Source organism: Floridaenema aerugineum BLCC-F46, assembly GCF_041929345.1.
Classification (GTDB): domain Bacteria; phylum Cyanobacteriota; class Cyanobacteriia; order Cyanobacteriales; family Aerosakkonemataceae; genus Floridanema; species Floridanema aerugineum.
Genome location: NZ_JBHFNQ010000090.1, coordinates 37,402 through 62,665, shown reverse-complemented (window position 1 = coordinate 62,665; position 25,264 = coordinate 37,402). Strand labels below are relative to the sequence as shown.

The 25,264-nt window shown below is 40.9% G+C and carries 26 protein-coding genes and 1 tRNA gene; 8 read left to right on the top strand and 19 right to left on the bottom strand.

Annotation, left to right across the window (positions count from 1 at the left end; genetic code table 11):
• Positions 1 to 212 precede the first annotated feature (212 nt).
• Positions 213 to 773 (top strand): P-loop NTPase family protein, encoded by a 561-nt coding sequence (locus tag ACE1CC_RS11365; protein ID WP_413270572.1) that lies wholly within the window; start codon positions 213 to 215, stop codon positions 771 to 773.
• Between the two features lie 100 nt (positions 774 to 873).
• Here the strand turns inward: ACE1CC_RS11365 and ACE1CC_RS11360 are convergent, their stop codons facing one another.
• Genes ACE1CC_RS11360 through ACE1CC_RS11335 form a run of 6 tightly spaced genes read right to left on the bottom strand, consistent with a single transcriptional unit; the run spans position 874 to position 6,127 of the window.
• On the bottom strand, positions 874 to 1,404 hold the full coding sequence (locus ACE1CC_RS11360) for a deoxycytidylate deaminase (protein WP_413270571.1): 531 nt from the start codon (positions 1,402 to 1,404) through the stop codon (positions 874 to 876).
• 20 nt (positions 1,405 to 1,424) lie between these two features.
• On the bottom strand, positions 1,425 to 2,075 hold the full coding sequence (locus ACE1CC_RS11355) for an AP2/ERF family transcription factor (protein WP_413270570.1): 651 nt from the start codon (positions 2,073 to 2,075) through the stop codon (positions 1,425 to 1,427).
• 26 nt (positions 2,076 to 2,101) lie between these two features.
• Positions 2,102 to 3,598: a thymidylate synthase gene (locus ACE1CC_RS11350; protein ID WP_413270569.1), complete on the bottom strand. Its 1,497-nt coding sequence runs from the start codon at positions 3,596 to 3,598 to the stop codon at positions 2,102 to 2,104.
• Positions 3,599 to 3,657: 59 nt separating this feature from the next.
• Positions 3,658 to 4,125, bottom strand: coding sequence for an ATP-binding protein (locus ACE1CC_RS11345; protein WP_413270568.1), 468 nt, complete (start codon positions 4,123 to 4,125; stop codon positions 3,658 to 3,660).
• Between the two features lie 9 nt (positions 4,126 to 4,134).
• Positions 4,135 to 4,911 (bottom strand): DNA/RNA nuclease SfsA, encoded by a 777-nt coding sequence (gene sfsA / locus ACE1CC_RS11340; protein ID WP_413270567.1) that lies wholly within the window; start codon positions 4,909 to 4,911, stop codon positions 4,135 to 4,137.
• A gap of 4 nt (positions 4,912 to 4,915) precedes the next feature.
• Positions 4,916 to 6,127 carry a DUF3095 domain-containing protein gene (locus ACE1CC_RS11335; RefSeq protein WP_413270566.1) on the bottom strand — a complete coding sequence of 404 codons (1,212 nt, stop codon included), beginning with the start codon at positions 6,125 to 6,127 and terminating at the stop codon, positions 4,916 to 4,918.
• Between the two features lie 64 nt (positions 6,128 to 6,191).
• Between ACE1CC_RS11335 and murJ the strand changes: the two genes are divergently transcribed.
• Complete coding sequence (murJ, locus tag ACE1CC_RS11330; RefSeq protein WP_413270565.1) at positions 6,192 to 7,829, top strand: murein biosynthesis integral membrane protein MurJ; 1,638 nt, start codon at positions 6,192 to 6,194, stop codon at positions 7,827 to 7,829.
• A 126-nt stretch (positions 7,830 to 7,955) separates the two neighbouring features.
• Here the strand turns inward: murJ and ACE1CC_RS11325 are convergent, their stop codons facing one another.
• The 6 genes from ACE1CC_RS11325 to ACE1CC_RS11300 form a co-directional block, all read right to left on the bottom strand.
• On the bottom strand, positions 7,956 to 8,261 hold the full coding sequence (locus tag ACE1CC_RS11325; RefSeq protein ID WP_413270564.1) for a DUF3181 family protein: 306 nt from the start codon (positions 8,259 to 8,261) through the stop codon (positions 7,956 to 7,958).
• Positions 8,262 to 8,360: 99 nt separating this feature from the next.
• A complete protein-coding gene (locus ACE1CC_RS11320) occupies positions 8,361 to 8,645 on the bottom strand; it encodes a 2TM domain-containing protein (RefSeq protein WP_413270563.1) in 285 nt (94 codons plus the stop codon).
• A gap of 27 nt (positions 8,646 to 8,672) precedes the next feature.
• Complete coding sequence (locus tag ACE1CC_RS11315; protein ID WP_413270562.1) at positions 8,673 to 8,843, bottom strand: hypothetical protein; 171 nt, start codon at positions 8,841 to 8,843, stop codon at positions 8,673 to 8,675.
• A gap of 17 nt (positions 8,844 to 8,860) precedes the next feature.
• On the bottom strand, positions 8,861 to 9,034 hold the full coding sequence (locus ACE1CC_RS11310; RefSeq protein ID WP_413270561.1) for a hypothetical protein: 174 nt from the start codon (positions 9,032 to 9,034) through the stop codon (positions 8,861 to 8,863).
• The gene (locus ACE1CC_RS11305) at positions 9,031 to 9,210 is read right to left on the bottom strand and encodes a hypothetical protein (RefSeq protein WP_413270560.1); all 180 of its coding nucleotides are present in this window, start codon (positions 9,208 to 9,210) and stop codon (positions 9,031 to 9,033) included. Before ACE1CC_RS11305 ends, ACE1CC_RS11310 begins: the two co-directional genes overlap by 4 nt.
• A 2-nt stretch (positions 9,211 to 9,212) precedes the next feature.
• Positions 9,213 to 9,554 (bottom strand): hypothetical protein, encoded by a 342-nt coding sequence (locus ACE1CC_RS11300; protein WP_413270559.1) that lies wholly within the window; start codon positions 9,552 to 9,554, stop codon positions 9,213 to 9,215.
• A gap of 189 nt (positions 9,555 to 9,743) precedes the next feature.
• Between ACE1CC_RS11300 and ACE1CC_RS11295 the strand changes: the two genes are divergently transcribed.
• Positions 9,744 to 10,577, top strand: coding sequence for an Rpn family recombination-promoting nuclease/putative transposase (locus ACE1CC_RS11295; RefSeq protein ID WP_413270558.1), 834 nt, complete (start codon positions 9,744 to 9,746; stop codon positions 10,575 to 10,577).
• A 74-nt stretch (positions 10,578 to 10,651) separates the two neighbouring features.
• Here ACE1CC_RS11295 and ACE1CC_RS11290 read toward each other — a convergent pair whose 3' ends face one another.
• On the bottom strand, positions 10,652 to 11,464 hold the full coding sequence (locus tag ACE1CC_RS11290) for an Rpn family recombination-promoting nuclease/putative transposase (RefSeq protein WP_413270557.1): 813 nt from the start codon (positions 11,462 to 11,464) through the stop codon (positions 10,652 to 10,654).
• A 9-nt stretch (positions 11,465 to 11,473) separates the two neighbouring features.
• Positions 11,474 to 11,971, bottom strand: coding sequence for a cyclic pyranopterin monophosphate synthase MoaC (moaC, locus tag ACE1CC_RS11285; RefSeq protein WP_413270556.1), 498 nt, complete (start codon positions 11,969 to 11,971; stop codon positions 11,474 to 11,476).
• A gap of 47 nt (positions 11,972 to 12,018) precedes the next feature.
• On the opposite strand from moaC, the gene ACE1CC_RS11280 reads away from it, so the two are divergent.
• Positions 12,019 to 12,092, top strand: a tRNA-Arg gene (locus ACE1CC_RS11280).
• Positions 12,093 to 12,327: 235 nt separating this feature from the next.
• Here the strand turns inward: ACE1CC_RS11280 and ACE1CC_RS11275 are convergent.
• From ACE1CC_RS11275 to ACE1CC_RS11265, 3 genes are read right to left on the bottom strand one after another with little or no spacing between them, the layout of a single operon-like run.
• Positions 12,328 to 13,344 (bottom strand): glycosyltransferase family 2 protein, encoded by a 1,017-nt coding sequence (locus ACE1CC_RS11275; protein ID WP_413270555.1) that lies wholly within the window; start codon positions 13,342 to 13,344, stop codon positions 12,328 to 12,330.
• A gap of 19 nt (positions 13,345 to 13,363) precedes the next feature.
• Positions 13,364 to 14,326: a lysylphosphatidylglycerol synthase transmembrane domain-containing protein gene (locus tag ACE1CC_RS11270; protein WP_413270554.1), complete on the bottom strand. Its 963-nt coding sequence runs from the start codon at positions 14,324 to 14,326 to the stop codon at positions 13,364 to 13,366.
• On the bottom strand, positions 14,313 to 15,050 hold the full coding sequence (locus ACE1CC_RS11265; protein WP_413270553.1) for a C40 family peptidase: 738 nt from the start codon (positions 15,048 to 15,050) through the stop codon (positions 14,313 to 14,315). Before ACE1CC_RS11265 ends, ACE1CC_RS11270 begins: the two co-directional genes overlap by 14 nt.
• 108 nt (positions 15,051 to 15,158) lie before the next feature.
• Here ACE1CC_RS11265 and ACE1CC_RS11260 point away from each other — a divergent pair, with 108 nt between their 5' ends.
• The 3 genes from ACE1CC_RS11260 (at position 15,159) to ACE1CC_RS11250 (ending at position 18,254) form a co-directional block, all read left to right on the top strand.
• Entirely contained in the window at positions 15,159 to 16,094 is a 936-nt protein-coding gene (locus ACE1CC_RS11260) for a serine hydrolase (protein WP_413270552.1), read from the top strand.
• Positions 16,095 to 16,286: 192 nt separating this feature from the next.
• Positions 16,287 to 17,141, top strand: coding sequence for a hypothetical protein (locus ACE1CC_RS11255; protein WP_413270551.1), 855 nt, complete (start codon positions 16,287 to 16,289; stop codon positions 17,139 to 17,141).
• Positions 17,142 to 17,465: 324 nt separating this feature from the next.
• The gene (locus ACE1CC_RS11250) at positions 17,466 to 18,254 is read left to right on the top strand and encodes a hypothetical protein (RefSeq protein WP_413270550.1); all 789 of its coding nucleotides are present in this window, start codon (positions 17,466 to 17,468) and stop codon (positions 18,252 to 18,254) included.
• Positions 18,255 to 18,417: 163 nt separating this feature from the next.
• On the opposite strand, the gene ACE1CC_RS11245 is transcribed toward ACE1CC_RS11250, so the two are convergent.
• Positions 18,418 to 19,764: an ABC transporter substrate-binding protein gene (locus ACE1CC_RS11245; RefSeq protein WP_413270549.1), complete on the bottom strand. Its 1,347-nt coding sequence runs from the start codon at positions 19,762 to 19,764 to the stop codon at positions 18,418 to 18,420.
• 318 nt (positions 19,765 to 20,082) lie between these two features.
• Positions 20,083 to 20,853, bottom strand: a complete 771-nt coding sequence (locus ACE1CC_RS11240; RefSeq protein ID WP_413270548.1) for a 4'-phosphopantetheinyl transferase family protein — start codon at positions 20,851 to 20,853, stop codon at positions 20,083 to 20,085.
• A gap of 256 nt (positions 20,854 to 21,109) precedes the next feature.
• Here ACE1CC_RS11240 and ACE1CC_RS11235 point away from each other — a divergent pair, with 256 nt between their 5' ends.
• A complete protein-coding gene (locus ACE1CC_RS11235) occupies positions 21,110 to 25,213 on the top strand; it encodes a PAS domain S-box protein (protein WP_413270547.1) in 4,104 nt (1,367 codons plus the stop codon).
• Positions 25,214 to 25,264: the final 51 nt, after the last annotated feature.

The following is a 25,264-nucleotide window of genomic DNA, read 5'->3' as shown; positions in this document are numbered from 1 at the left end:
AGCTAATCAGTGAATTCAACCTTCTGACGCACCCTACGACTTGACGGGAAAGGTTAAGAATTTCCCAGCAATTTAGTATTGACTTAATTATATATATAGTGTTTTATTATGGATAATAAGCAAAAAATACACTATATTTTGTAAGGTAGACCAAAAGGTGGCGCTAAATAACTAGTGCGATCGGCTGGTTGCTGAACATCAATTATTGACTTATGGTAGCCCAGATAGAAACCCCAACTGTTAATTCTGTTCGTCAAAGTTACGACACTACACAGCCCGACATATTACCGGAAATTGAAGGATTGGTACAAGTTTTTACCTCTTCCCATCGCAGTTTCTTCACCAGTGTCATGGCGCAAGCATTAAGAATCGCCGGACAAGGAACGCCTGTCTTGGTAGTTCAATTCCTCAAAGGAGGAATCAATCAGGGGTATGAACATCCAGTTCGTTTAGGACAAAATTTAGATTGGGTGCGTTGCGACTTACCACGCTGCATTGATACGCCACAATTAGATGAAGTAGAGATGAATTCTTTGCGGGATTTGTGGAAACACACTCAAAAAGTTGTAACTGAAGGAAAGTATAATTTGGTAGTTTTGGATGAATTAAGTTTAGCGGTAAATTTTGGTTTAATTCCCGAAAAGGAAGTGTTGGAATTTATTGCTAAACGCCCCAGTCATGTCGATATTATTATGACAGGGCCAGAAATGCCAGCAGCAATTTTAGATGTGGCAGATCAAATTACCGAAATTCGCCGCAGTCATCGCCCTTAGTTGGCGCAAGGATGAATTTTTAAACGCAGATGAATGCAGATAAACGCAGATGAACGCAGATAAGATTTTAGATAGTTCATCTGTATTTTTTTTTTTGACTTTAACGTTTCATGGAAATGGGATTTAATAAGAAATTTGCCGCTTTTTGGGCTGTTGCGTCGGAAATGTGAATTTGTTTTAAGGTTACTAAACCATCTTTAACAAAAGAATCTCGGACAATAGCTTTATTACCACTATTAAAAGTTGTCTCGTAAAAAACTTGATGAATTCCCGCAGAAATCATTAATTTTAAGCAGGAAAGACAGGGTTCTAAGGTAACATATATACTAGCGCCTTCTGTGGAAATTCCGTGTTTGGCAGCTTGTGCGATCGCATTTGCTTCAGCATGAACCGCACGGGAAGGCAAAGTACTACTAGCATCACAACTTTCTAACCCAGGATAACAAAAACCTTGGCTAATACAATGAGCCGTTCCCGAAGGTGAACCGTTATAACCTGTCGCCACAACTTGTTTATCTTTGACAATTACTGCACCTACGGGAAAAGCTAAACAAGTAGATCTAGTAGCAGCTAATTTTGCCAACATCATGAAATATTCGTCCCATGTTGGTCTTTGTTGTAAAAAATCCATGATTTAAATTTTTTTGATTGCTATTGCTTTGGTAAGTTACGCCCACGATAACCTGGTCTTAAATACCGATGGGTCACACAATAAGGGTATTTGGCATCTCGCCTTATTTGCTTATCGCAAATAACACAGGTGACAGGAGATAATATTGTTACAGAATTAGGCAACTCATTTAAATAGGCGAATTCACCAAAATAATTGATAGCTGCTTTATTATAAGCTAAAGCAGCTTCTTCGGGTGTACCATAAGTTCCCAAATAAATGCGCTGGCGATCGACCATAATATAAGCCATCCAACCATCTTTTCCGTTAGGAAAAACGCATTTATATTTACTGTTTCTGTTTGGATGACCTTTGCTGTTACGGCAATTTTCGGTATTAGTAGCAGGTCGAAGATTACTGAGGCGATTGTTCAAAGTATTTCCATCTATATGATCAACAACTAAACCTGTAATATTAATACCATGAGATTCTAAAATCAGCCTGTGCATGAATATTTTTTTACTAATTCTATTGACCATATAACTACGGCGTGCATAGAATCTGTGTTTGGATTGAGAAACACCCCACTTCCACTGATTTAAGAACTCGAAATCCACCCCATCAACTATAGCAACTAGACCATTGCCCAAAGGGATTTCTCTATAGTCCGCAGAAGGTATTAAAATCTCCATTGTTTGTCCGTCTAAATTAAGCTATTTTAGCGATCCTGTACGTAGTTTAAACCGTCTCTAATTGCTAGCCAAGCTTTTTGCAATTCTATCCCTAAGTAGACAGCATGGTTTGCTTGAATAGCAGGAGAATCAGCACAAATTTCTCTTGACAACCGCAGCGGGTCTTTACCTAAATAACAGGCAACAATCTCTCCACTCCCTGGCGTTGTTCGTGTGACGACAATATTATCATCCTGAATTTCAATCAAAAAGTTGCCAACAGGATCATAATACGTTTGCTGTTCTGTATTAATGATTTTCTGATAATGTTTTTGGATGATTAAATCTGTATGTTGCCAACAATCTGAGTAAATATGCGCCGACTGACTAATAGTAATTAACGGTCCCATTTGCAAATCATAATCAGAACGTTTGGCAATTTCGTCTCTAATATGTTTTTGCAATGCCCTTAATCCCATTGCATTTGCGGGCCATGCCATGTACATATCATTACTACGAAGAGTCGCTGTTAAAGTTAATTCATTTTCCACAACTCTCACCCAAATATGGTTCAAACAAGGACTCCCGCCTTTATCATGATCTTGCACATCCCAAAGGGACATTACTGCACTCGCCGCATCAATTTCTCCTATTAGTTTGTTAATCACTTGTTCAATTTGATCTTTGCCAAACCAAGACCTTAAACGCTGTCCATAAGTGTATTTAACTCCTTCTCGGTAAGGCGAATCATCTAAGATTTGGGAAATGTATTCTTCTAAGAAAGTTCTATCAATTGGTAAATAGTTCGGTTCGGGGAAATAGAAGTTTTCTGGTTCATCAGTGACGACTGCCATTAAATCAATTAACTCTTGCCATTTGCCATCGTAACCTGTGGGTCTAATTGTGCCCGTTGTCTTAATTCTGTGGATGATTTTTACCCAGGTTTCGGCAATTGTTTTGCCTTCGATACGATGTCCGTAACGATGTCCGGGTAATACGGTTGGGGTGACTTCGACTTCGGGAAAAATTAACGGTTCTCCCCAAGGTTCTAAAGTTTCTTTGGTTGAATATGAGTTGACTAAATCTACTGCTTCGGTAATTGTTTTTGCTTCTTTTACTTCAATATTTTGGCGCAATATTTCTAAAGCTGTAGCGGAAATTTCTATATCAATGTAACCTGTAATTGGGGATTTGATTACCCAACAATCTCGCCCAGTGTCGCTTTTGCCTTCGGTAAATCCATGAGTAAAAAAGTCTAATAAACATTGACAACCACCTGCGTTTTTATCTTCTTTGGTGGCGTTTAAAATTACTAATCTCCTGACATAAGGATTAGCTAATAAATTGCGAATTAAGAAGGAAATTCCCCTGGTTGGACTGTATAAATTACCAATGACAGCGTAATTATCAGATGGTAGATGTTTAGCAATTGTTTGTTTGACACTCCAACCTGTAACTATGGCGGTTTGTCCTGTGCCACAAATTAACTGATTGGGTTTGTAAAGTGCATTATATTTAAATTGAATGGCTGAGTTATTAATCATAAATTTAGCGATCGCACAATCCTAAATCATATCAAATAATCATATCTTCAGGTTAACGATTAAGGCTTTCGCTTCACCAGTAACAGACAGTTTCGCCCATCCTTGTCTCGTTCATAAGATACGCGATCGGTCAAACGGCGAATTAACGACCAACCAAAACCACCTTCTTGAAGTGACCCTAGTTCTGGTTCTGGTAAGGTACTTGGATCGAAAGGTTCGCCTCGATCCCAAATCCTTATTTCTATGCGATCGTCCCAGATAGTAAACTGTATTTCGATCGGAGTATCAGGCGGTAATTTTTCGTGGGCGTGGCGTACCACATTGGTAAACCCTTCATCTAAAGCTAGTTTTAACTCATCTAAAGGGATGTATTGGCGATCGCTTTTACGTACTAACCAGGAAAGCTTTGATTGATTACGAAAACATAATTCATCAAACCATGATAAAACCTGGTTAAGGAAAGTGATATCACTTTTAACCGTTAAATCCTCTTTAAAAAAGATCCCTTGGCGGTTCCACCATTTCATAATAAATACCTAAATTTTACGATGATAATTAGTTGCATTTACACTCAATTCTGGCATAGATGCTATAAATTTTGCTTTTCCCAAGTAGCGAATTCCTTCGGGTTTAGTTTCAAAGCGATAAGCTAAAACCTCTACACCTTGCGCTACTGCTTCTCGTAACATTTTCCCATAAACTGGATCGACCAGATCTCCGGGGGCAAAACTGTCGCAGTCTCCCCTATTTATAAAATAAAGCATTACTGCCCGTACTGTGGGTAAAATTGAGATTAATTCTTGTAAATGTTTTTGCCCTCTGGTGGTGACAGTATCGGGGAATACTGCTAACCTACCTTGTGACCAAGTTGTATTCTTCACTTCCACATAAACAGGCAATTTTGTCTCGCTTCCTGACAAGAAAAAATCAATGCGACTTTTTTTCTCTCGCCCGTAAACTACTTCTGGTTTAATTTCTTTATAATCACTTAATTCCGGGAAAATTCCGGCTTCTAAACCTAGTTTTACGATCCGGTTTGGCAAATTTGTATTAATTCCTACCCAAGTCGGTTCATTGTCCGAAACTTGAATCATTTCCCAAGTATAAGCAAGTTTTCTGGTAGGACTGGGATTATAAGAAACTTGTACCAAACTACCAGGGGTAGAAACCCCAGTCATTGGCCCTGTATTGGGGCAATGTGCTGTAATTATTTCTCCTGTAGCTAATTCAATATCAGCAAAAAATCGCTTGTAACGTTTAACTAAAATACCTGCAAACAGGGGAGGAAATTGATAAATTAAATTAGAATTCATGCTGTTATTCTTGATAATTTAGGGCTAGCATTCTTTTTTTCATTGCCTTAGCTGCTAAGGCGTAACCGCCATCTGCACCATCCACAAAATGTACTTGGCGACCGTTACGTTCAAAAACTAAACAGGTAACTATGGCCCGATCGGAATTATGTAATCCATAAACTAACTTTCCTGCTTGATACTGACTTTCTAAATATTTGGTTAATTGCTGCCTTTGCTCTGAATTACCAGCAATAACCATACGTAGTATATCATCAAACTTTTTATAATCTGTAGAATCTAAGAAAATATTTTTATATTCTCCCCAATCTGTGTCCCTAACTTTTAGGTTTAAATTCATAGAAAATGCTCCTAAATAGTTTTCCAGCTTGATTTTTGACAAATACCATTGCTGTTGTAACCAATTACCTACTGGCGATTCGCTTTGCGATCCCTTCGGGAATCGCACTTTTGCCTCCTGCATCAGTTTTCTTTCATCAAAACTCAGTTTCAGATTGGCGATTGGAATCGGATGAAAATCGATCTCTTGACCGTAAATTTTCCTAAATTCATTTAAAACTTCCCTGTAAATATAATTACCTTTTTTCTCTTCATCAGTTGTTGCAAATACCAAAAAACTGACGATTTCACCACGTTGACTAGGAATATCTTGCCAACGACATTCCAATCCAGAAAAATCTGCTTTTGGCTGATCTTCTGGATCTTTAATCAAATAAATATCAGCATAATCAGGGTTTTTAACTAAATCTGTGGCATGAGTTAAACCATAACTATTAAAAACTGCTTGATGATAATGTTCCGAAATTTTTAACTTGGCAATTTTGAGATGATAGCCATTTTTATTTACTGCCGAAACCGGAACAATTCCCACTCGTAAATCTAACTTAAATTCCTGCTTCGCTAAAATCTTAGTAGCTAACAAAGCTTGTTTAGTTTCGCGTAAAAGTGAAGGCGGAATTAACAGGGAAGCACCATCTCCACCGAATACAAAAGGCACTTCAAAATTTTTCGCAATATTTAAAATCGCTACAATTGAACAAGCACCAATTAAGTTAACTTCCTTGTAACGACCGGACTCGATCGCTTTCGTAGAACCCACTATATCTGTAACAATCACTTGCCAGTCAGGAGGTACAGAAACGTAATTACTGGAATTAGTAATTTCCAGAAAATCTGCTAAAGCGGGTAACTCAGAATAAAAATAATCGCTGGACATACTTTTCCTAATTGCCAGTTCAGGGTTGAATAAGTAAGGTACCTTTAGTAATTCTCAAGAGTTTGTGTCTGGAATCAAGAAACCCTCTCGAACTTTAGTTAACATTGCCGGAATTGTAGCTGTAGCAACCCTGATCAGTAAAATTTTTGGATTAGTGCGTCAGCAAGCGATCGCCGCCGCCTTTGGAGTTGGCGCAGCTGCCAATGCCTACAGCTATGCCTACATCCTCCCAGGTTTTTTATTAGTATTGCTAGGTGGCATCAACGGCCCATTTCACAGTGCTTTAGTTAGCGTACTAGCGAAACGGGAAAAAGAAGAGGCTGCCCCTATTGTAGAAACAATTACGACCTTTGTCAGCGGGATTTTATTACTAGTTACGATCGCTTTAATTATTTTTGCTGAACCATTAATGGATTTAGTGGCACCCGGATTAAATCAAACCCAAGGAGTCACCGCAGCACAAGCACAGACATTTGCACTTACCAAAGCGATCGCCATTCAACAACTACAAATTATGGCACCAATGGCGTTATTTGCAGGTTTAATTGGGATTGGTTTTGCTACATTAAATGCCGCAGATCAGTATTGGTTGCCTTCAATTAGTCCCCTATTTTCTAGCATTACAGTTATTGGAGGATTGGCAGGTTTAGCCATAGTTTTAGGTGGCAAAATCACCACTAATGAATATGCAATGTTAGGTGGACAAGTGTTAGCGATCGGCACTTTAGCCGGAGCTATTTTACAATGGTTAGTGCAGGTAATTGCTCAATGGCGATCGGGTTTAGGAACCTTACGTTTGCGCTTTGACTTTCACAATACTGGAGTCAAAGAAGTGCTGAGAATTATGGCACCTGCCACCTTTTCTTCCGGGATGTTACATATTAACGTTTACACCGATTTATTCTTCGCTTCTTTCATCCCCAAAGCTGCTGCTAGTTTAAGCTATGCCGGACTATTAGTACAAACTCCATTAGGCATTATTTCCAATGTTTTATTAGTTCCCTTTTTGCCAATCTTTTCCCGACTTGCCGACCCTAAAGATTGGTCAGAATTAAAAGACAGAATTCGTCAAGCATTAATTCTCACTGCCCTGACAATGTTACCATTAGGGGCAATCATGGTTTCTTTAGCAATGCCGATCGTCCAAGTAGTTTATCAAAGAGGCGCATTCGATAAACAAGCATCTCAACTAGTAGCATCTTTGCTAATTGTTTACGGCATTGGAATGTTTTTCTACTTAGGGCGAGATGTCTTAGTCCGAGTATTTTATGCCTTGGGAGATGCAGATACACCCTTTAGAATTAGCGTTTTTAATATCTTTCTCAACGCCCTGTTAGACTTCATTTTTTTCAAACCTTTTGGCGCACCAGGATTAGTCTTAGCCACAATGGGAGTTAACATTACTTCCATGATCTTTCTCACCTGGAAATTGCATCAAAAACTCAATGGTTTACCCATGAAACAATGGTCATTAAAAATCGGCGCTTTAGGTGGCGCTAGCGTCTTTACTGGCGTAATTTCTTGGGGTGTTAGTTGGAGTTTCCAAAGATTTATTCCCCAGCAAAACTTGTTAATTCAACTCTTAGAATTGACTATTGCTACATTAGTTGGTTTAGCCGTTTTTGCCTTCTTCGCCACAAAATTGAAACTACCAGAAGTAGATATTTTAGTTTCTCGGATTAAACAAAAAATCCGTAGGTAAGCAAAAAGACTTCTTGCAAAAGTAAAATATCCGCATTTTCATCTGTGTTCATCTGTGTTTATCTGTGGATATCTGTGGTAAAAAAATCCCAGAACTCTGACTTTTGCAAGAAGTCCAAAAGAATTCCTACATATTGCGTTGAAATTCTTCCAAAATATCCATCAAATTTACTTGACTAGCAGTAGGAATCAAATCTGCCAAAGGAAGATCGCGTTTGCCACCAATTTTTACCGGAATATCCGCCAAAATTTGCAACACTTTGCTTTCACTTAAAGAGTTATCTTCAAGCATTGGATAAACCTGTTCAGCAACCACAGTATGCAAATGTGCTTCGCGTAAATAAAGATGCCATTTGGCAATATCGATATAAACATTACTGCCAATTTCAGCTGCGAGAGATTCGATCGCTTGTGAAGTATTTGTCTTAGCCATAATCACTTATTCTGGTAAAATTGCTCAGAAATCTAGTTTTATCCTATTAAATCAAACTCGATTGGGTTGCAACATCCCTGAAAAGTCAGAGAATTTATCTTAACCAGAGGAGGATTTAGAAGCAGTTTCATCCGTTACAATTGTGGGTTGAGAGTAATTAGCGATCGCAAAAATATACAAAGCGTGGGCAAACAAAACTGTCGCCCATCCGCCTGTCACCCAAACTGCCCAAGGCCAATCAGCCTTTTGGAAATTATGGAAAAACCATAACCCGGAATTACAGGCAGCAAAAATTGCTACATGAGTGGCAAAATTCATCCGGTCATCGAGTTTGCGGAAAGCGGGGTCATTGCGATCGGGTTTTCGGGGCCAACGAGGAGGCATAAAATATTTCTAGTAAGTTGAACAACGTTAGTACTTATTTAAATTGTAGGGTAAGGGTTGCGCGGGTGAAGCGATCGCTCCCTTTGTAGGGTGCGTTAACGCCAGTGTAACGCACCATTCCACTATTCTCTGAAAATCGGCAATGCTTTTAATATCTGAGATATTTTCTTCGTCAAATTCGTCAAAATCATAATACATTTGTCATAAACTTAGACTCACTCAACCCCGCTAGCCTGTTGTTGCCTAGCCTCTCTAATTTCGCGCATCCGTTTTTGATATTTGAAAGCGATCGCACTCGCCCATTCACTCATTTCTCTAGCTTTTACTTCAGCATCTTTAAATACTTCAAGCATTTCCAGTAATATTTTTTCATCAGGTAATTCTTTCATGGTAATGCCTGTAACTTCTTAGCAACTCTAATTTCAGCTAAACGTTTTTCATACTTTTGGTTGATCTCCAAAGTAAAATCAGCTAATTCCTTCATCTGATTCTCGGTAATTTTAGCTAATTCGAGCAATTCTTTCATTTTGGCTAATTCGCCTTCACTCATAGATGGTTGTGTCACGCTCAGTCCTCCAAACGAGTTTTTAGTTGATTAGCATTCATTTTAGCTTCTAAAACCCTTCCTAGAATTAGTCCTAAATCTTCACCAGCATCTTGAACAACTTCAGCAGGTACATCGTTAGGTGAAATTTGCTCGACAAGATTGCTAATTCGACTTCTGTTAATTTCTACGAAAAATAGAGTATTGCTCAAGGCAGCAAAAAACTGCATCAATATTTCATTTTCTGGAAAGAGAGACAATCTTTGCCTGACTAAGTTCAGTCCTGCGATCACATCTCCCTCAGTCTCATCTAACTCGCGGTTGAGTCGGTCAATTAGTGCTTGAATTTCTGATGGAATAGGCATCTAAACTTAATTTTAGGGGCTGTTCTCAGAAGTTTGATTACTGCGATCGTCTAGTTTGCGGAAAGCGGGGTCTTTGCGATCGGGTTTTCGGGGCCAACGAGGAGGCATAGAAAAACTCTAAATAAAAGGACAATTGATTTGTTTACTTTAATTTTAGAGTAATATTAATCCCTGATTGGAAACTTCCCCTTGGCATCGGACAACATTTGTAAATATCTCACCGAAAAGTACCCAGCACAATTTGTCCGCTGGTTACTTAACAAAGAACCCCAAAATATCCAAGTCCAGAAAACTGAATTAAGCGTCGAACCAATTCGCGCCGACAGCCTAATTTTATTACAAATTGACGAGCAAATACTCCACCTAGAATTTCAAACCTTACCCTATTCCCAACCCCCACTCCCATTTCGGATGCTGCAATATTGGGTAAGACTGCAAGCACAATTTTGGGGCAAAGAAATAGTGCAAGTGGTCATTTTCCTCAAAGAAATTGCCTCCGATGCTGTCTTTACAGACTCTTACCAAAGTACTAACATCAGCCATCAATATCGCGTGATTCGTTTGTGGGAACAAGATGCCGCACCTTTCTTAGCAGATCCAGGACTTTTGCCGTTAGCTAGCCTAACTAGAAGTAATGAGCCTAACATTTTATTAGAGCAAGTTGCCAGCCAAATCGCTAGGATTGAAGAAATAGAACAGCGCCGTAATATTTCAGCCTGTGCTGAAGTTCTCCCTGGGTTACGATTTAATCAAGCTTTAATTCGTCAATTAATTAAAGGGGAATTTATGCGGGAATCTGTAATTTACCAAGAAATCCTTCAAGAAGGTGTACAACAAGGAAAGAAACAAGGAGAATTAGCTTTAATAATGCGCCAGCTAAACCGTCGATTTGGTTCAGTTGATCCCCAGTTACAAGAAAGCCTGGAAAACTTATCGATTTCTCAATTAGAAGAATTAGGTGAATTGTTGTTGGATTTTTCGACAATTTCCCAATTAACTGATTGGTTGGAACGCCAGGAATAATTAATTTAACCCTAAGAAACCGGGTTTGATAATCTGAAATAAACCCGGTTTTTTCCTGGGAAGTTCGATCGCCATTAGCTAGACTGACTCTCTGCTATTGACTGCACTTGTGCGATCGACAAATCCAACGCCTCTGCAATTTGTTCCACCGTCAAACCTAACGCTAATAACCTTGGTACAGCCTCTAATTTTGCTTCCTGTTTACCTTCCTGTTTACCCTCTTCCAAACCTTCCTGTTTAATTGATTGATACATCCTTGTTTGCCGAAATTCATCATCTATTAAACCCAACATTTCTGCTAATTCCTCCCGACTTAACTGAGTAAGTTTGTACAACAAGATAGTTTCGATTAATTCTAATATTTCTCGCGTAGTCGCTGCATCTTCAATTTCCTCCCTTGTTTGCAAAATTAATCTTCTTGCCCGTTCAACAGCCGTTTCTTCCCTCTCAACTATTAATTGTACAATGCCAATTCCCAGCGATGTAGTTTCTCCCAATTCATTTAGGTAGATGCGCCTAACTCGCTGACTATCAATTAATTCTTGATAGGTTGCTAAGTCATCTGCCTCAACACTGCGATTAGGATAAATTACAACCACACGCCATAAATTCACCCCCGGATTTTGCCGGAGATAAAGAAAGACTTCGGCGAACAAACGGCGATAAAATGACAAATCTAACTGAAACTGAACTTCTACAAAATAAACTGGTTGTCTGGTGACATCGGATTTGGGAACAAAAACTCCATCCATCCGAAAAGCAGTTTGCTTGAGTTCCACAGAGGTAAATTCATAATTTCTCGCCTCGTTATATTGGCGATCGATCAATTCAAAAAATATCCCCGGAAACTCTTGAAACAACCGATAAAAAAGCGTATCTGTTCTCAATTTCTTACCTCAATCTGCCCTTTGATAATCTCCCGACTTCCCACCCGTCTTACTAATTAACCGAATCGCCTCAATTTGCATCGATTTTTCCAAAGCTTTCGCCATATCATAAAGCGTCAACGCTGCCACAGAAACCGCAGTCAAAGCTTCCATTTCCACACCAGTTTCCGACTTAGTTTTTACTCTTGCCCGAATTTGATATCCCGGCAATTCGGCATCTGCGGTAATCTGCACCTCCACCTTTTGCAAGGGTAGGGGATGACAAAGGGGAATTAACATCGAAGTCTGTTTCGCTGCCATAATTCCAGCAATCCTCGCTGTTCCCAATACATCTCCTTTGGGGGCATTTCCCGATCGAATTGCCTCCAACGTCTGCGCTGACATCCGCACCTGCGCCGCTGCTACCGCTTCCCTGACAGTGGCTTCTTTGGCTGAAACGTCTACCATACGCGCTTCCCCGCTTGCGTCCAAATGAGTTAAAGGAGAATTTTCCCAAAAGTCTTGCATAATTTTGAAAACCTGTGTTAATATAAGATTCTGTGAGTCAAACACAAGGGCTTGTAGCTTAGCGGATTAGAGCGTGTGGCTACGGACCACAAGGTCGGGGGTTCGATCCCCTCCAAGCCCGTCTCTGAAGGATAAAGGAGTTAATCCTTTATCCTTTATTTTTGCTTTTCTCGTTCCCCGGTTCAACCGGGGAACGAGGTGAAAGGAGGTTCTACCTCCATTGCTGCAAGATCTGAGTTTATCCTTTATTTTTTTAGCTATTGGTCAAAGTCATTTGTAATAACCAATAACTAATAAACATCTGAACCTTGTAGAGACGTTGTATACAACGTCTCTACAATTGACAAGTAACAATACTATCTTGCTGTATTTTGCCCGATCGCACCCACCACTTCCCTCACCCGATAGATCGGTCTTCCTTGAGATTCATGGTAAGTTCGCATTAACAACTCTGCCAACAATCCAAAACTAAATAATTGCACACCAGCTAGTAACAACACAACTGCTAAAACCAACAAGGGACGATTGCCAATTTCTTCTCCTAATACTAATTTGACAAAAGTTAGATAACTTCCAATTGTAATTCCTGCAAACATGGAGATTAAACCCAACCATCCAAAAACGTGCATGGGACGGGTGAGAAACTTCTTCATAAACCAAATAGTTAACAAGTCCATTAATACCCGAAAAGTTCGCCCTAAACCATACTTACTTTGACCAAAACGACGCGCATGATGACGTACAGGAATTTCGGTAATTCTCGCACCTTCAATGTAAGCTAATGCAGGTAAAAAGCGATGTAATTCGCCGTAAAGATTCATGTCTGCAACTAGTTCGGAACGGTAAGCTTTTAAAGAGCAACCATAATCATGTAATTTTACTCCTGTAACTTTGCCAATTAACCAATTAGCAATTTTAGAAGGTAGCAGTCGGTTTAAAGCAGCATCTTGGCGATTTTTCCGCCAACCACTTACTAAATCATAACCTTCTTCCAACTTGGCAATTAATAAGGGAATATCGGCGGGATCATTTTGCAAATCGCCATCTAAGGTAACAATAACCTGTCCTTTAGCGTAGTTGAAACCTGCTGCCATTGCCGCAGTTTGACCGTAATTTCGCCTTAGTAAAACTGCTTTTAAATCTGTTCTTAGTATGGCTTGTTCGCGGAGTAGTTGGCTAGAACCATCTTTGGAACCGTCATCTACTAAAATTATTTCGTAGCTGAGTCCTGAATTTGTTAGGGAATTAGCGATCGCATCAATCAAATGCGGTATACTTTCCACTTCATTATAAATCGGCACTACTACCGATACATTTAGTTGATAGGGAAAAGCATTCTGCCGAACCGTGTTTTGGTAAATTATCGCAGTCATGATCACTCCTCAAAAAATTTTAACTGCAATTCTGTTTGGCAAAGATTAGTTGGGAAAAACTTCCTAATCCTGCGCCAGCAGTTTCCGCCAAAATACTAATTAAGCGGTATAAAGCAACAGTGGCTAACATTATAGCGGGAGAAAAGCTGCCACCTAAAATTGTGAGTATTGTAGCTTCAAATACTCCGAGTCCTCCGGGTGCCCCTGGCACTATTAAACCCAAAAGCCAAGCTAAACTAAAAGCTGTGAATAGTAATGGTATTTTACTGGGTTCGATCGCACTCAGCGCCCTTAATGTTAACAAAAACCCTGTCCCCCTCAATCCCACAAAGCAGATTTCTCCCAGCAAAGGTACTAGAGGGTAACTTGCAACTGGCAAAGCAGTTCCCTCAACATTTACTGATCCAGACTTTTGTTTTAACTTACTCAGTTTTTCAATCACTGGGTTTAAAATTCGCGGATGAATAGCTATTAAGACTACCACTAATCCAAAAAGTTGCCAACCGAAAAAAGATGAATTTTTAGACCCGATCAAGGGAATGCCAATTATAGCAACAATTAGGGCGCTGGCTGCCATCAACAAAGGTTCTAATAATACAGCAACAGTGGCTATTTCTAGAGAAACACCTTGTTGTTTAGCGGCGACAATGCGACCATAGAAATGCCAAACATTTCCGGGAATATACTTAGCAATATTCGTTTTTAGGTAAACAGGAATTGCCCAAACTGCGGTAATTGGTTGTTTCAGATGATGAAAAATCCACACCCAAACCCAAGCCGACCAAATATGTGCTAGTAAGGTGATGGTAAGTGCGATCGCTAAAATTCCCCATCCTCGATCGCTAATTCTAATTGCCGCCACTCCCGCCGCATGATCCTTCAATTGTTGCGCCAAAAAAAACAGCGTCCCCCCCAAAATCACCCAGCGCAAATAAGGCTTAAATTTTGCATATCCTTGTTTTATCAAGTTACTTATTCTCATTATTTCCCAATCCTGTAGGACAGGCATCTTGCCTGTCAACATCCCTGTCAACATCAATACCCAATCCCCTCACCACTCTGCCAAAACCTCGTAATTGCTGATAATAATTTTTGCTAACTTCATCATCTCGATCGGAAAGTGAATCGATCGCAATTCCATTCCGCCCTAACTTTTCCCCAGAACTGTGAATATAACAGTTATTGCCTAAATAAAGTCCCACATGAGTTGCCTTTTCACTATTACCAAAAAAGACAAAATCCCCCGGTTGTAACTCTTCAAAAGTCACCTTTTCTAGAAAAGCTTCCTGTTGATAAGCATCTCTGGGAATCCAAATTCCCGAAGCAGCAAAAACAGCTTGCATCAATCCCGAACAATCGTAATTTGGCCCTAATGTACCACCCCAGAGGTAACAATTGGGTTGTTTCATGGCATTTTGGGTAAAAGCAATGATTTCGGGTAACTTATTTTGAATTTCTTGGGGAGAAAGCGCGATCGGCTGATATGCTACTTCTGCCTGTACGAGAAACTTTAAATCATTCTTTAACAACCATCCCGGATAATTATCCTCCACCAAACAAACTGAAACCGCCATTTCCACTTCATTTGGCAAAACTTTCAGGTAACGTCCCACTTTAGCTTGAGTTGCCAAACGATTACAACTAGGAGAATCATATATATTGAGGTCTGTTTGGCAGATGTACTCAATTGATAGACTAAGATTCATAACACCTACTACTTTCAGGAGTGCTTCAGAGATCGGAAGTGACTTTGCCTAAAATATTTCTGGGTAAAGTTAAAAATCAACCATGAACAATTTACATCTAGCAATAGAATGAGCTTTTTCCGCAAAGACGAAAAACTAGAAAGTCTGGGTAATCAGATTTTACAGGCAACTTGGGCAGAATTCCCCGAATTAGGTCACAACCAAGTAGCCATGACTTGGATTGTCTACGATCCTCCCGTCGTAGTAAACACTGGAGGGGCTTTAAATCCCGAAACCTTTTGGCAACATCAAGTTCGGGGTTTTAATTATCGGGGATTCGATCGCATTTATCCCGCCAGCATCGTCAAGCTATTCTACCTCGTTGCCGTTTACGAATGGATCGAAAAAGGCATGATCCAAACCTCCGCCGAGTTAGAAAGAGCCATCCGCGATATGATCGTAGACTCCAGCAACGATGCCACCAGCTTAATAGTCGATGTATTAACAGGCACCACCAGTGGGCCAGAACTCACAACAGGGCCTTTTGAAACTTGGAAATTACAGCGAAACTTAGTTAACCGCTACTTTCATTCTCTAGGATGGGCAGAATTAGAAACCATCAACGTCAACCAAAAAACTTGGTGTGATGGTCCCTACGGGCGCGAACGCCTGTTTGTCGGAGAAATGATGGAAAATCGCAATATGCTGACCACCAACGCCACCGCCCGCTTGCTACATAGCATTATTGGCGGAGTTGCGGTATCCTCCAGAGCATCCCAAGCAATGATGGCATTAATGAAACGTGACCTGAAACGGGTTGACTTAAACAGCGAAGACGAAAATCAAATTACAGGTTTTCTCGGTGGAGGACTTCCCCAAAACGCCCAAATTTGGTCAAAAGCTGGTTGGACAAGTCAAGTGCGTCATGATGCTACATACATTGAGATTCCCGACAAACCACCTTACTTGTTAATCGTCTTTACCGAAGGCAAAGTCCACAGTCAGAACAAAGCCATTTTACCTTTCATCTCTCGGCAAGTACTTGCCGCTACCAGCAACCTATGAGTTTCTGAAAAAGCTTTTGGGTTATCACTGTAGGATGGGCATCTTGCCCGTCCTCTTAACTTGTGGGAAAATTCTTCCTTTAGTTGGTAGCAAAACTTATAAAAACACCCTAGATTAAAATTATAGAATGAATTTAGTATAAAAATTCACAGATCTTTTAAGATAGAACTAATTTGTTTGTGAGGAGTAACAGTGAATAACCTTTTTTTGCCACGCGCTGTTTTTCTGCTTAGTCTTACAGCTTTTGCTGGTGGGATTGGTAATTTACCCGCTAAAGCTGAAACAGCAAAAGTGAAATTTTCGGGTAACTCTCAGTGGATGGTTGCCCAAAGTAATCAACAAAATTCGGTACAAATATCATCAAGTAACTTAGGGGAAGTTGACCAATCAAATATAGGATCTGCGATCGATTCGGCTGAACAACAATTAAAAAATTCTTCATCTGACGACAAAAAGTCACCAGTTCCAGGCACAACTGTTACATCGGCGGCAAATCTGCTAGGTCAAACTGTTACTAACTCTAATTCCCGAACTTCTACCGCTACAACAGAGAACACTAGAACCAGTAATTCTCGAACCAAAAAGGGGACTCAAGTAGCACAGTTTGAAATAGAACCAGGTCGAGAAACTCGTTCCGGTTCTAGCTACGTTGGTGCTGGCGGTAACATCGGTTTAAGTGGTGAATCGGGAATCGGAGAAAATGGTTTTGCCTTATTTAGTAAAATTGGTTTAACCAGGGCATTATCTGTGCGACCAATGGTGGTTTTTGCTGGTGATACTGACTTTATCATCCCGATAACTTACGATTTTGCGATCGCCGCCGAACCATTCCAAAGAATTAATTTAGCTCCTTTTGTCGGTATAGGCGCAATTATCACCACCTATCGCGAACGCAATGCTGGTCTTGCCTTAACGGGCGGTGTAGATATTCCCATCACCGCGAATTTTACCGCTGTAGGTAGCGTCACACTAGGTTTTGTCGATACTACCAGTGTGGGTATATTGTTGGGTGTGGGTTATAACTTCGGTCAAGGATTTAGATTCTAAGATTTCGTGAATGGGGGCAATTGTCAGCCGATTCTCCAGAAATGTCGATTGCACCCCTTTCTTTGCACAAGGGGGTTTGCTTCCTAAATTACCTGAGAAATTCTCAGGAAAAATACTATTGATAAATCAAAGAAAATTATTTACAGAATTTTGTCAACTTATTGTATAGGTGCTTACCAGAAATTGTTAGTTGAAGATTTTAGTAGCCTTAAGTAGTAAATTTTATAAAAATTGCTCAATGCGAAAATCAACCATATAGAATAAAATTAATCATAGTGTGATTTTGACTTTTGGCAATAAACCAAGTCTTTGTGAGGAGTGACCGTGAGTAATATTACAATTGATTTCCAGAAAAACCTTTTTCTATATGTTGGTGCGATCGCTAGTGGATTAACTGTATCCCTAACTACTCTTAATGGATTACCCGCCCAAGCTCAAACAGTTAATAATAGCAGCCCTTCGATTCAACAAACCGTTAACAGCAACATATTTAACCCTGACCTAACCTTAACATCAGAAGAAATTTCCCCATCCCCAAAAGCAGCTGCTTTCAACATTCAATCAGAAGCAACACAAACCGAAATCCCAAAAGCAGAAGCAAAAAATCAACCCTTTCCGGGAACAACAGAAACCTCAGCCTCAGTTTTGTTAGAACAACCTCAAACAAAAAGTCAACTCGCACAATTTGGCGATGTTGAACCTAGTCGGACAACTACTGGTAGCGGTTACATAGGCATAGGCGGTAACTTAGGAGTTGCAGGCGGCACAGCCATAGGAGATTTAGGCTTTACCCTGTTTGCCAGATTTGGCTTGAGTAGAAATTTTTCCGTCAGACCAGCCTTAATAATTGGCAATGATTTCGACATTCTCTTGCCCATAACATACGACTTTGCCATAGAAAATACTCCTTTCCTGCCTTTCGTTGGCGGTGGCTTGCTAATCACAACTGAAAGTGGCAATGTCGGCGGCTTAATTACTGGCGGAATTGATGTTCCCATCAGCAGGCAATTTACCGCCACAGGTCGCTTGAACGTTGGCTTTACCACTAAGGATGCCGCACTTGGATTCATCTTCGGTATAGGCTACAACTTCGCCCCCGGATTTGGATTCTAAGGGACTGGGGACTAGGGACTGGGGACTGGGGACTAGGAGGTGGGGAGAGGGAGTCAGGAGGTAGGGAGAGTTTCTCGTAAGGAGAGTGAGAGAGTTTTGAGTTAATAATCGAACCCATCTCCCCATCTCCCCATCCCCCCTGCACCGAATGCACCGAGAGCCCCTACTTTGGGCTAACTTTCCCTGTGACCTTCAATTTACCGTCATCTAAGACAGTCCAAACATCGTAGCTGCCGATGACATCGCCATTTTCATCGATGTCAACGTTGCCGCTAGCACCTTGGTAATTAATGTCTTTGCCTTGACGAACTAATTCCAAAGCTTTGCAAACGTCGGTTACTTCTTCACCAGGGGCATTCGCAACTTCGCGAATTTTACTTTTAATTCCTTCCCCGGTGTTTGATTTAGAAGCTTGTGCTGCCAATGCTAACAAAGCAGCCGCATCCCAAGAGTGGGGAACAAAAGCGCTTACCGGGCGTTTTTCCTTTGCTTCCCAAGATTTGGTGAACTCTGTAAGTGATTGACCGCTGGCACCGGGAACAGTTCCGATCGCATTCGCTAAAATAAACTTACCATCACTAGTTTTGCCCACTTGTTGCGGAAATTCAGGAGAATACACACCATCGGTAAGCATTACCGTGACTCCCTTCATTAACCCTTGTTCGTAAGCAGACTTGAGCAACAAAGAACCAGTTTCAGCATACAAAACTGCTACTACCGCATCAGGTTTACCAGCAAAAGCCCCAGCTGCTTCTGATTCAAAAGTAGTCGCTTTTGGGTCATAACGAGTCGGTTTAGCTTCGTTGACTACCGTTCCCCCTAAAGCTTTAAAGGCTTTGACAAATTCCTGTTCAAAACCTACACCGTAATCATTATTAATTACAACCGTAGAAACTCGCTTAAAGCCTCTTTCACTCGCTAGTTTAGCTAAAGCTTGGGCCTGATAAGTATCTGGTGGGGCAGTCCGCGCCCAAAAACCTTGGAAATCACCCTTTTTGGCTCTTTCGGTAAATACTGGACTCGTACTACCAGGAGAAATTAACATTACTTTGTTCCGGGCCGCAATATCTACAGCCGCACTAGATACACTGCTAGCAAAAGAACCCACAACTCCGGCAACTTTATCCACTTCTGCTAGTTTAGTCATTGCCGCTGCCCCAGCTTCCGGTTTCGTTTGGTCATCTTCCGAAATTAAGGTGACAGGTTGACCGTTGACACCACCACATTTATTTACAGTTTCCACTAACAACGGCACAGAGGCAATCATCGGTTGTCCAATGGATGCTAAGTCCCCTGTGGAAGGTAGCAAAGAACCAAGTCTCAACCCATTTCCCGTCGCCGCTGGCGTTGGCGCAGCCGTAGGGGTAGTGGCAGCGTTTTGGGCGGCGGGAGTGGGAGTCGTAACACCAGCGTTGTTGGTAGTGGTTGTTTGACAAGCAGCTGCCAAAAAGCCTGTAATTAAAGGGATAATGGCGAGAGTAAGTTTTGTTTTTAGCTGTAGGATAGGCATCTTGCCTGTCTCACTTGGTTTTTTCGGTCTTTTCATCATTTGGCTACTGAACTTCTCCACAGTCAACTACAAATACAGGGCAAAATTGGCTCTTTGATTTTAACCTTCAGTTGGTTGACAAAAACTTTATCATCTTCTATGTGTTTCGCCAAAATTACTCAGATCTTACAGCAATGGAGGTTCTACCTCCTTTCACCTCGTTCCCCGGTTGAACAAATGGAACGAGAAAAAAATAAGTACCGCTCTTTGTATAAAATGAACATTGTCGATCGGTAAGCGAACATTAGCTAGTCTTGAGTTTTCCAGGTAGTTCACCTCTCAATGATTCATAATATAATCAGTTTCTAAAGTAAAATATTCTATTGCATTTTCCTCTAAGTCTTTTCGCTCTACAACTAAAGCGCCTGTGTATTCTGCTCCTGGTTTAAATTCAGTACAAAACCACTGATTGTTGAGTAAAATATTACTTTCTGTACTGGATAAATTAATTGCGTTTTCCGGTGTAATAGAAACTGCGATCGCTTGCAGTCCACTCAATCCCTCACCAGTCGCTTTGAGATAAGCTTCCTTAATAGTCCAAAACCGAAAAAATAGTTGTTGCTGTTGTGATTCTGGCAGCGCATTAATTAAGCTAGATTCACTTCGGGAAAAAAAGCGTTCTGCTAATTGTTGTACATCAGCGATCTGCCGCAAATACTCTAAATCAATTCCGACTGCACGATTAAGCGCGATCGCATAAACTGCTAAATCTTGCGAATGAGATACATTAAAACACAGCCTCGCTTCAGTATCAATATTATTGAGCTCCGGCTTCCCTTGCTGCGAGTACCTAAACTCTAGTCGATCCGGTTCTATATTTAAATAGCCACTCAAAATAATTCTTAATAATCCCCGACTGGCAATATACTTCTTTTTATCTCGTTCAAAATAAAACCTGTCCGCCCTCTGCCGTTCATCTAAAGACAAATTTACCGCTAACTTTGTCAATAACTCTGGCCGTAAATCTATATCCGCCCGCCAAATATGCAGAGCGTTTTTTAGATTAGTTAAATTAATTAAATTTTTGCTGGGATAATGCCATAATATCATAAAAGTGGAAAATGTCTTACTCTTGGATTAAAATAAATTATTAAACCTAGATTAGGAGTTTAAATGTAAAATATCATAATCTTAAAGCCACCAAGCTGAAAGAGCAAATATAGAACACCATTTTACAACCTTAGTGTCAATGCCCAAACAATAATTTACAGATAAATTGAGAATCAGAGGGAAAATTTTCAGGTAAAGAAGTGACGGTTCTTGACTTATATGTTTTCCTAAACCTTATCCCCCTTTGACCGATCAAATGAACAGAACAGGAAATCATAACTCTTATTCCTCTGCGATTTGGCGCTATAGTATAGCGATTTTAACAGTAAGCTTGGTTCTGGGGATAAACTTACTCCTTGAACCGTTGTTCGACACAGAAAGTCCATTTCTCCTGTTTTTTACCGCCGTGATTATTAGTGCGCTGTATGGGGGAATTAGGGCAGGAGTCTTAGCTACAATTTTGTCAGCATTAATTTGCAATTGCCTGTTTTTCTCCCCGCTTGGTTACTTTTTTGTTCCCAGTGCGGGGCAAAGTGTGAAGTTGATTTTATTTATCTGGGAAGGCATTTTTATTAGCTACATTATGGGGCAATTAAATCTAGCGAAGGATCGAGTAAAAAGGGGACAACAGGCATTAGAATCAAATCAAAGAATAAATACTTTAGAAAGGGAAACAGAGCCAAATTATGCGGTTTTTTTGTTAGATGCAAAAGGGGCGGTTGCTAGTTGGAATCAACAGGCAGAAAATCTCAAGGGATATCAAGCAAAGGAGATTATTGGAAAGCATTTTTCTTGTTTCTATCCCCAGTCAGATATTGCCCAAAAAAAACCCGATCGCTACTTGCAAATCGCCGCCACAGAAGGACATATAGAAAAAGAAGGATGGCGAATTCGCAAAGATGGTTCTCTGTTTTGGGCAAACGCAATAATTACTGCTTTGCGAGATGAGAAAGGAAATTTGACAGGATTTTGCAAATTAACGCGAGATTTGAGCAGTCGCAGACAAACGGAAGATTCTTTGCCACAGCCAAACAATAACTTAAACTTAGAAACGCGCATCCAAGAACGCACCGCCCAACTAACAGCAGCAAATCGAGAATTACAGCAGCAAATCGAAGAAACAAAGAAAGCAGAAGCAGCATTGCAGATCAGCGAACAACGCTTTCGGGCTATCTTTAATCAGACATTTCAGTTTATTGGATTGATGAAATCAGATGGCACTTTAATAGAAGCTAATGAAACAGCCTTAAAATTTGGTGGATTAAAGCGAGAAGATGCGATCGATCGCCCATTTTGGGAAGCCCGATGGTGGACAATTTCCAGAGAAACCCAAGAAAGATTAAAACAGGCAATTCAACAAGCCGCCAACAACCAATTTATTCGCTACGAAGTAGAGGTTTTAGGTGCAAAAGATACAGTCATAACGATCGACTTTTCCATTAAACCAATATGCGATGAATCCGGGCAAGTAGTATTATTAATTCCCGAAGGGCGAGACATTAGCGAACGCAAACAAGCCGAACAAACATTGCAAAGCTTCTTCGACACAGCCCCAATGATGATGGGCATTGTAGAACTAATCGACGATCGAGACATCCTGCACATAGCTGATAATGCTACCACAGCGAACTTTTTTGGGATTCAAATTGAACAAATGCGAAACGCCACAGCCAGCGTTATAGGAGCCCCAAAGGAACATATTCAACAATGGATTAAACATTACCGAGAGGCAGAACGCACCCAAGCCCCCGTTCGCTTTGAATATACTCATGTTACTCAAGAAGGAGAACGGTGGCTATCAGCAACCGTTAGCTTAATTCCAGCAAAATTGAGTAGCCGTTCCCGGTTTGCTTATATTGTGGAAGATATTACCGATCGCAAACTTGTCGAAGCCCAAATTCACCAACTGAACACCGAATTAGAACAACGAGTCCAAGAACGCACCGCCCAACTAGAAAGAGAAATAGATGCCAGGGAACTCGCCCTCAAAGAACTACAGCAAACAGAAGAAGCACTACGCCACAGCGAACAACAGTTTCGCATGGTAGCCGAAACAATGCCCCAAATAGTTTGGACAGCCTTACCCGACGGTGCGGTAGACTACTACAACCAACGATGGACAGAATTTAGCGGCACTCCCCAAACAGCAGGATACAACTGGGGTTGGCAACCTATTCTACATCCAGAAGATGAAAAACGCACGGTAGAAGCCTGGAAAAAAGCAGTGCAAACTGGAGAATTCTACGAATGCGAACACCGCCTCCGAAGAACCGATGGCGAATTTCGCTGGTTTCTCAGTCGCAGTTTACCCCTTTGCAATAGTCAAGGGCAAATAATTAAATGGTTTGGTACTGCTACTGATATTCACGAACAAAAGCAGGTGCAAGAAGCCTTAAGGCAAAGCGAACAAAGATTCCGGGCAGCAGTTAATAATATCCCTGATACTTTTGTCATTTACGATGCGGAACGTCGTTTGCAGTTCGTTAATGCCGAAGGTTTGCGCAGAATTAAAAAGCCACTAGAAGCATTGTTAGGTCGTCGGGATGAGGAAATACATCCACCCGAAGTTACAGATGACTATCTACCATTCTTACAGTGGTCAGTGGAAACTTTGACTACTCAGAGTTTTGAATGCACTACTACCCTACCTAGCTATGGTACTTACACCGCAATTATTTCCTACATTCCCTTACTTAATGACCAAGGGGAACTCTATCAAATTCTTGGTATAACTCACGATATTACTAAGCGCAAACGTGCTGAAGAAGCTTTGCGGTTAAGTTTAGAACGCTTCCGCATTGCTTTAGAAAATTCCCCGATCGCCGTTTTCAACCAAGACCGAGAACTCCGCTACACTTGGATTTACAACCCTCGATTAGGCTACAAGGCAGATGAAGTTCTGGGCAAAACAGATGCCGATCTCATGCACCCAGATGATGCTGCTAAACTAACCGAAATTAAGCAGCGGGTACTTTTAACCGGGAAAGGAGTGAGGGAAGAAGTTCACGCCAGTAAAAACGGAGAGTTTTCTTACTATGAACTAAATGTAGAACCATTACGGGACGAATCCGATCGAATTGTTGGTATTACAGCTGCTGCGATCGATATTACCGAACGCAAACGCACAGAAGCACAGCTGCAAATTCGGGCAAAACAACAAGCGGCGATCGCACATTTAGGACAAAGGGCATTATCTGGCATAAACTTAGATGAATTGATGAAAGAAGCCACAAGTTTAATTGCTCAAACCCTGAATGTTGAATATTGCCAAATCTTGGAACTTTTGCCCGATAGACAACAAACGATCGTGCGTTCAACCTTTGGCTTCCCGGAAAGCGTCATCGGACAAAGCATATTTAATACAGGTTTGCCATCTCAAGCTGGTTATACAATAGATGCTTGTGAACCAGTAATAGTCAATAACTTAGCGTCTGAAACTCCCTTTACTCCTTCCCCCTTGTTCCCAGAATATCAAATTATCAGTGGACTAAGTACAATTATTGCCGGAGTTCCCCAACCCTTCGGTGTTTTACAAGTTCATACCACTAAGGAATACACTTTTACTGAGGATGATATTAACTTCTTGCAAGCTGGGGCAAATATCCTCGCAGAAGCAATTCAAAGACAAAAAGCGAGTGTTATTTTACAGCGACAATCAGAAGAGTTAGCTTTAGCAAATCGCCTCAAGGATGAGTTTTTGGCAACTATTTCTCACGAACTGCGGACTCCGCTTAATTCAATGTTAGGCTGGGCGAAACTTTTGCCTACCAGGAATTTTAGCCCGGAAACTGTGAGTAGAGCGATCGAAACTATTGCCCGCAATACTCAAGCTTTAGCACAAATAATTGAAGATGTGCTAGATATGTCCGATATCATTCGCGGTAGGCTAAATTTACAAGTTGAGCCTGTGTCATTGGATCTAGTGGTTGAAGGGGCGATCGCTTCCATTAATCTAGCAGCCGAAGCGAAAAATATTCAAATCTGCTCCCAGATCGATTACTCTGTAGGAATTGTTTTGGGTGATGCCAGTCGCTTACAACAAATAGTTTGGAATTTGCTCTCTAACTCAGTCAAATTTACCCCCAATGGTGGGAGAGTAGAAGTAAGGCTGACTACAGTTAATCACCTTGCCCAAATTCAAGTCAGCGACACCGGAAGAGGCATTAGTCCTGATTTTCTGCCTCATGTTTTCGATCGCTTCCGTCAAGAAGATGGTTCCATTACTCGTTCTTTCGGGGGTTTGGGTTTGGGGTTAGCGATCGTCCGTTACCTAGTCGAACTACACGGCGGTACAATTCTCGCCGAAAGCTCAGGTCATGGACAAGGCGCAACCTTTACCGTCCAACTTCCCCTCCTGTAAGACTCTAGGTGCTGGGGGGCTGGGGGGCAAGAAAGTAGGGGCAATTCATGA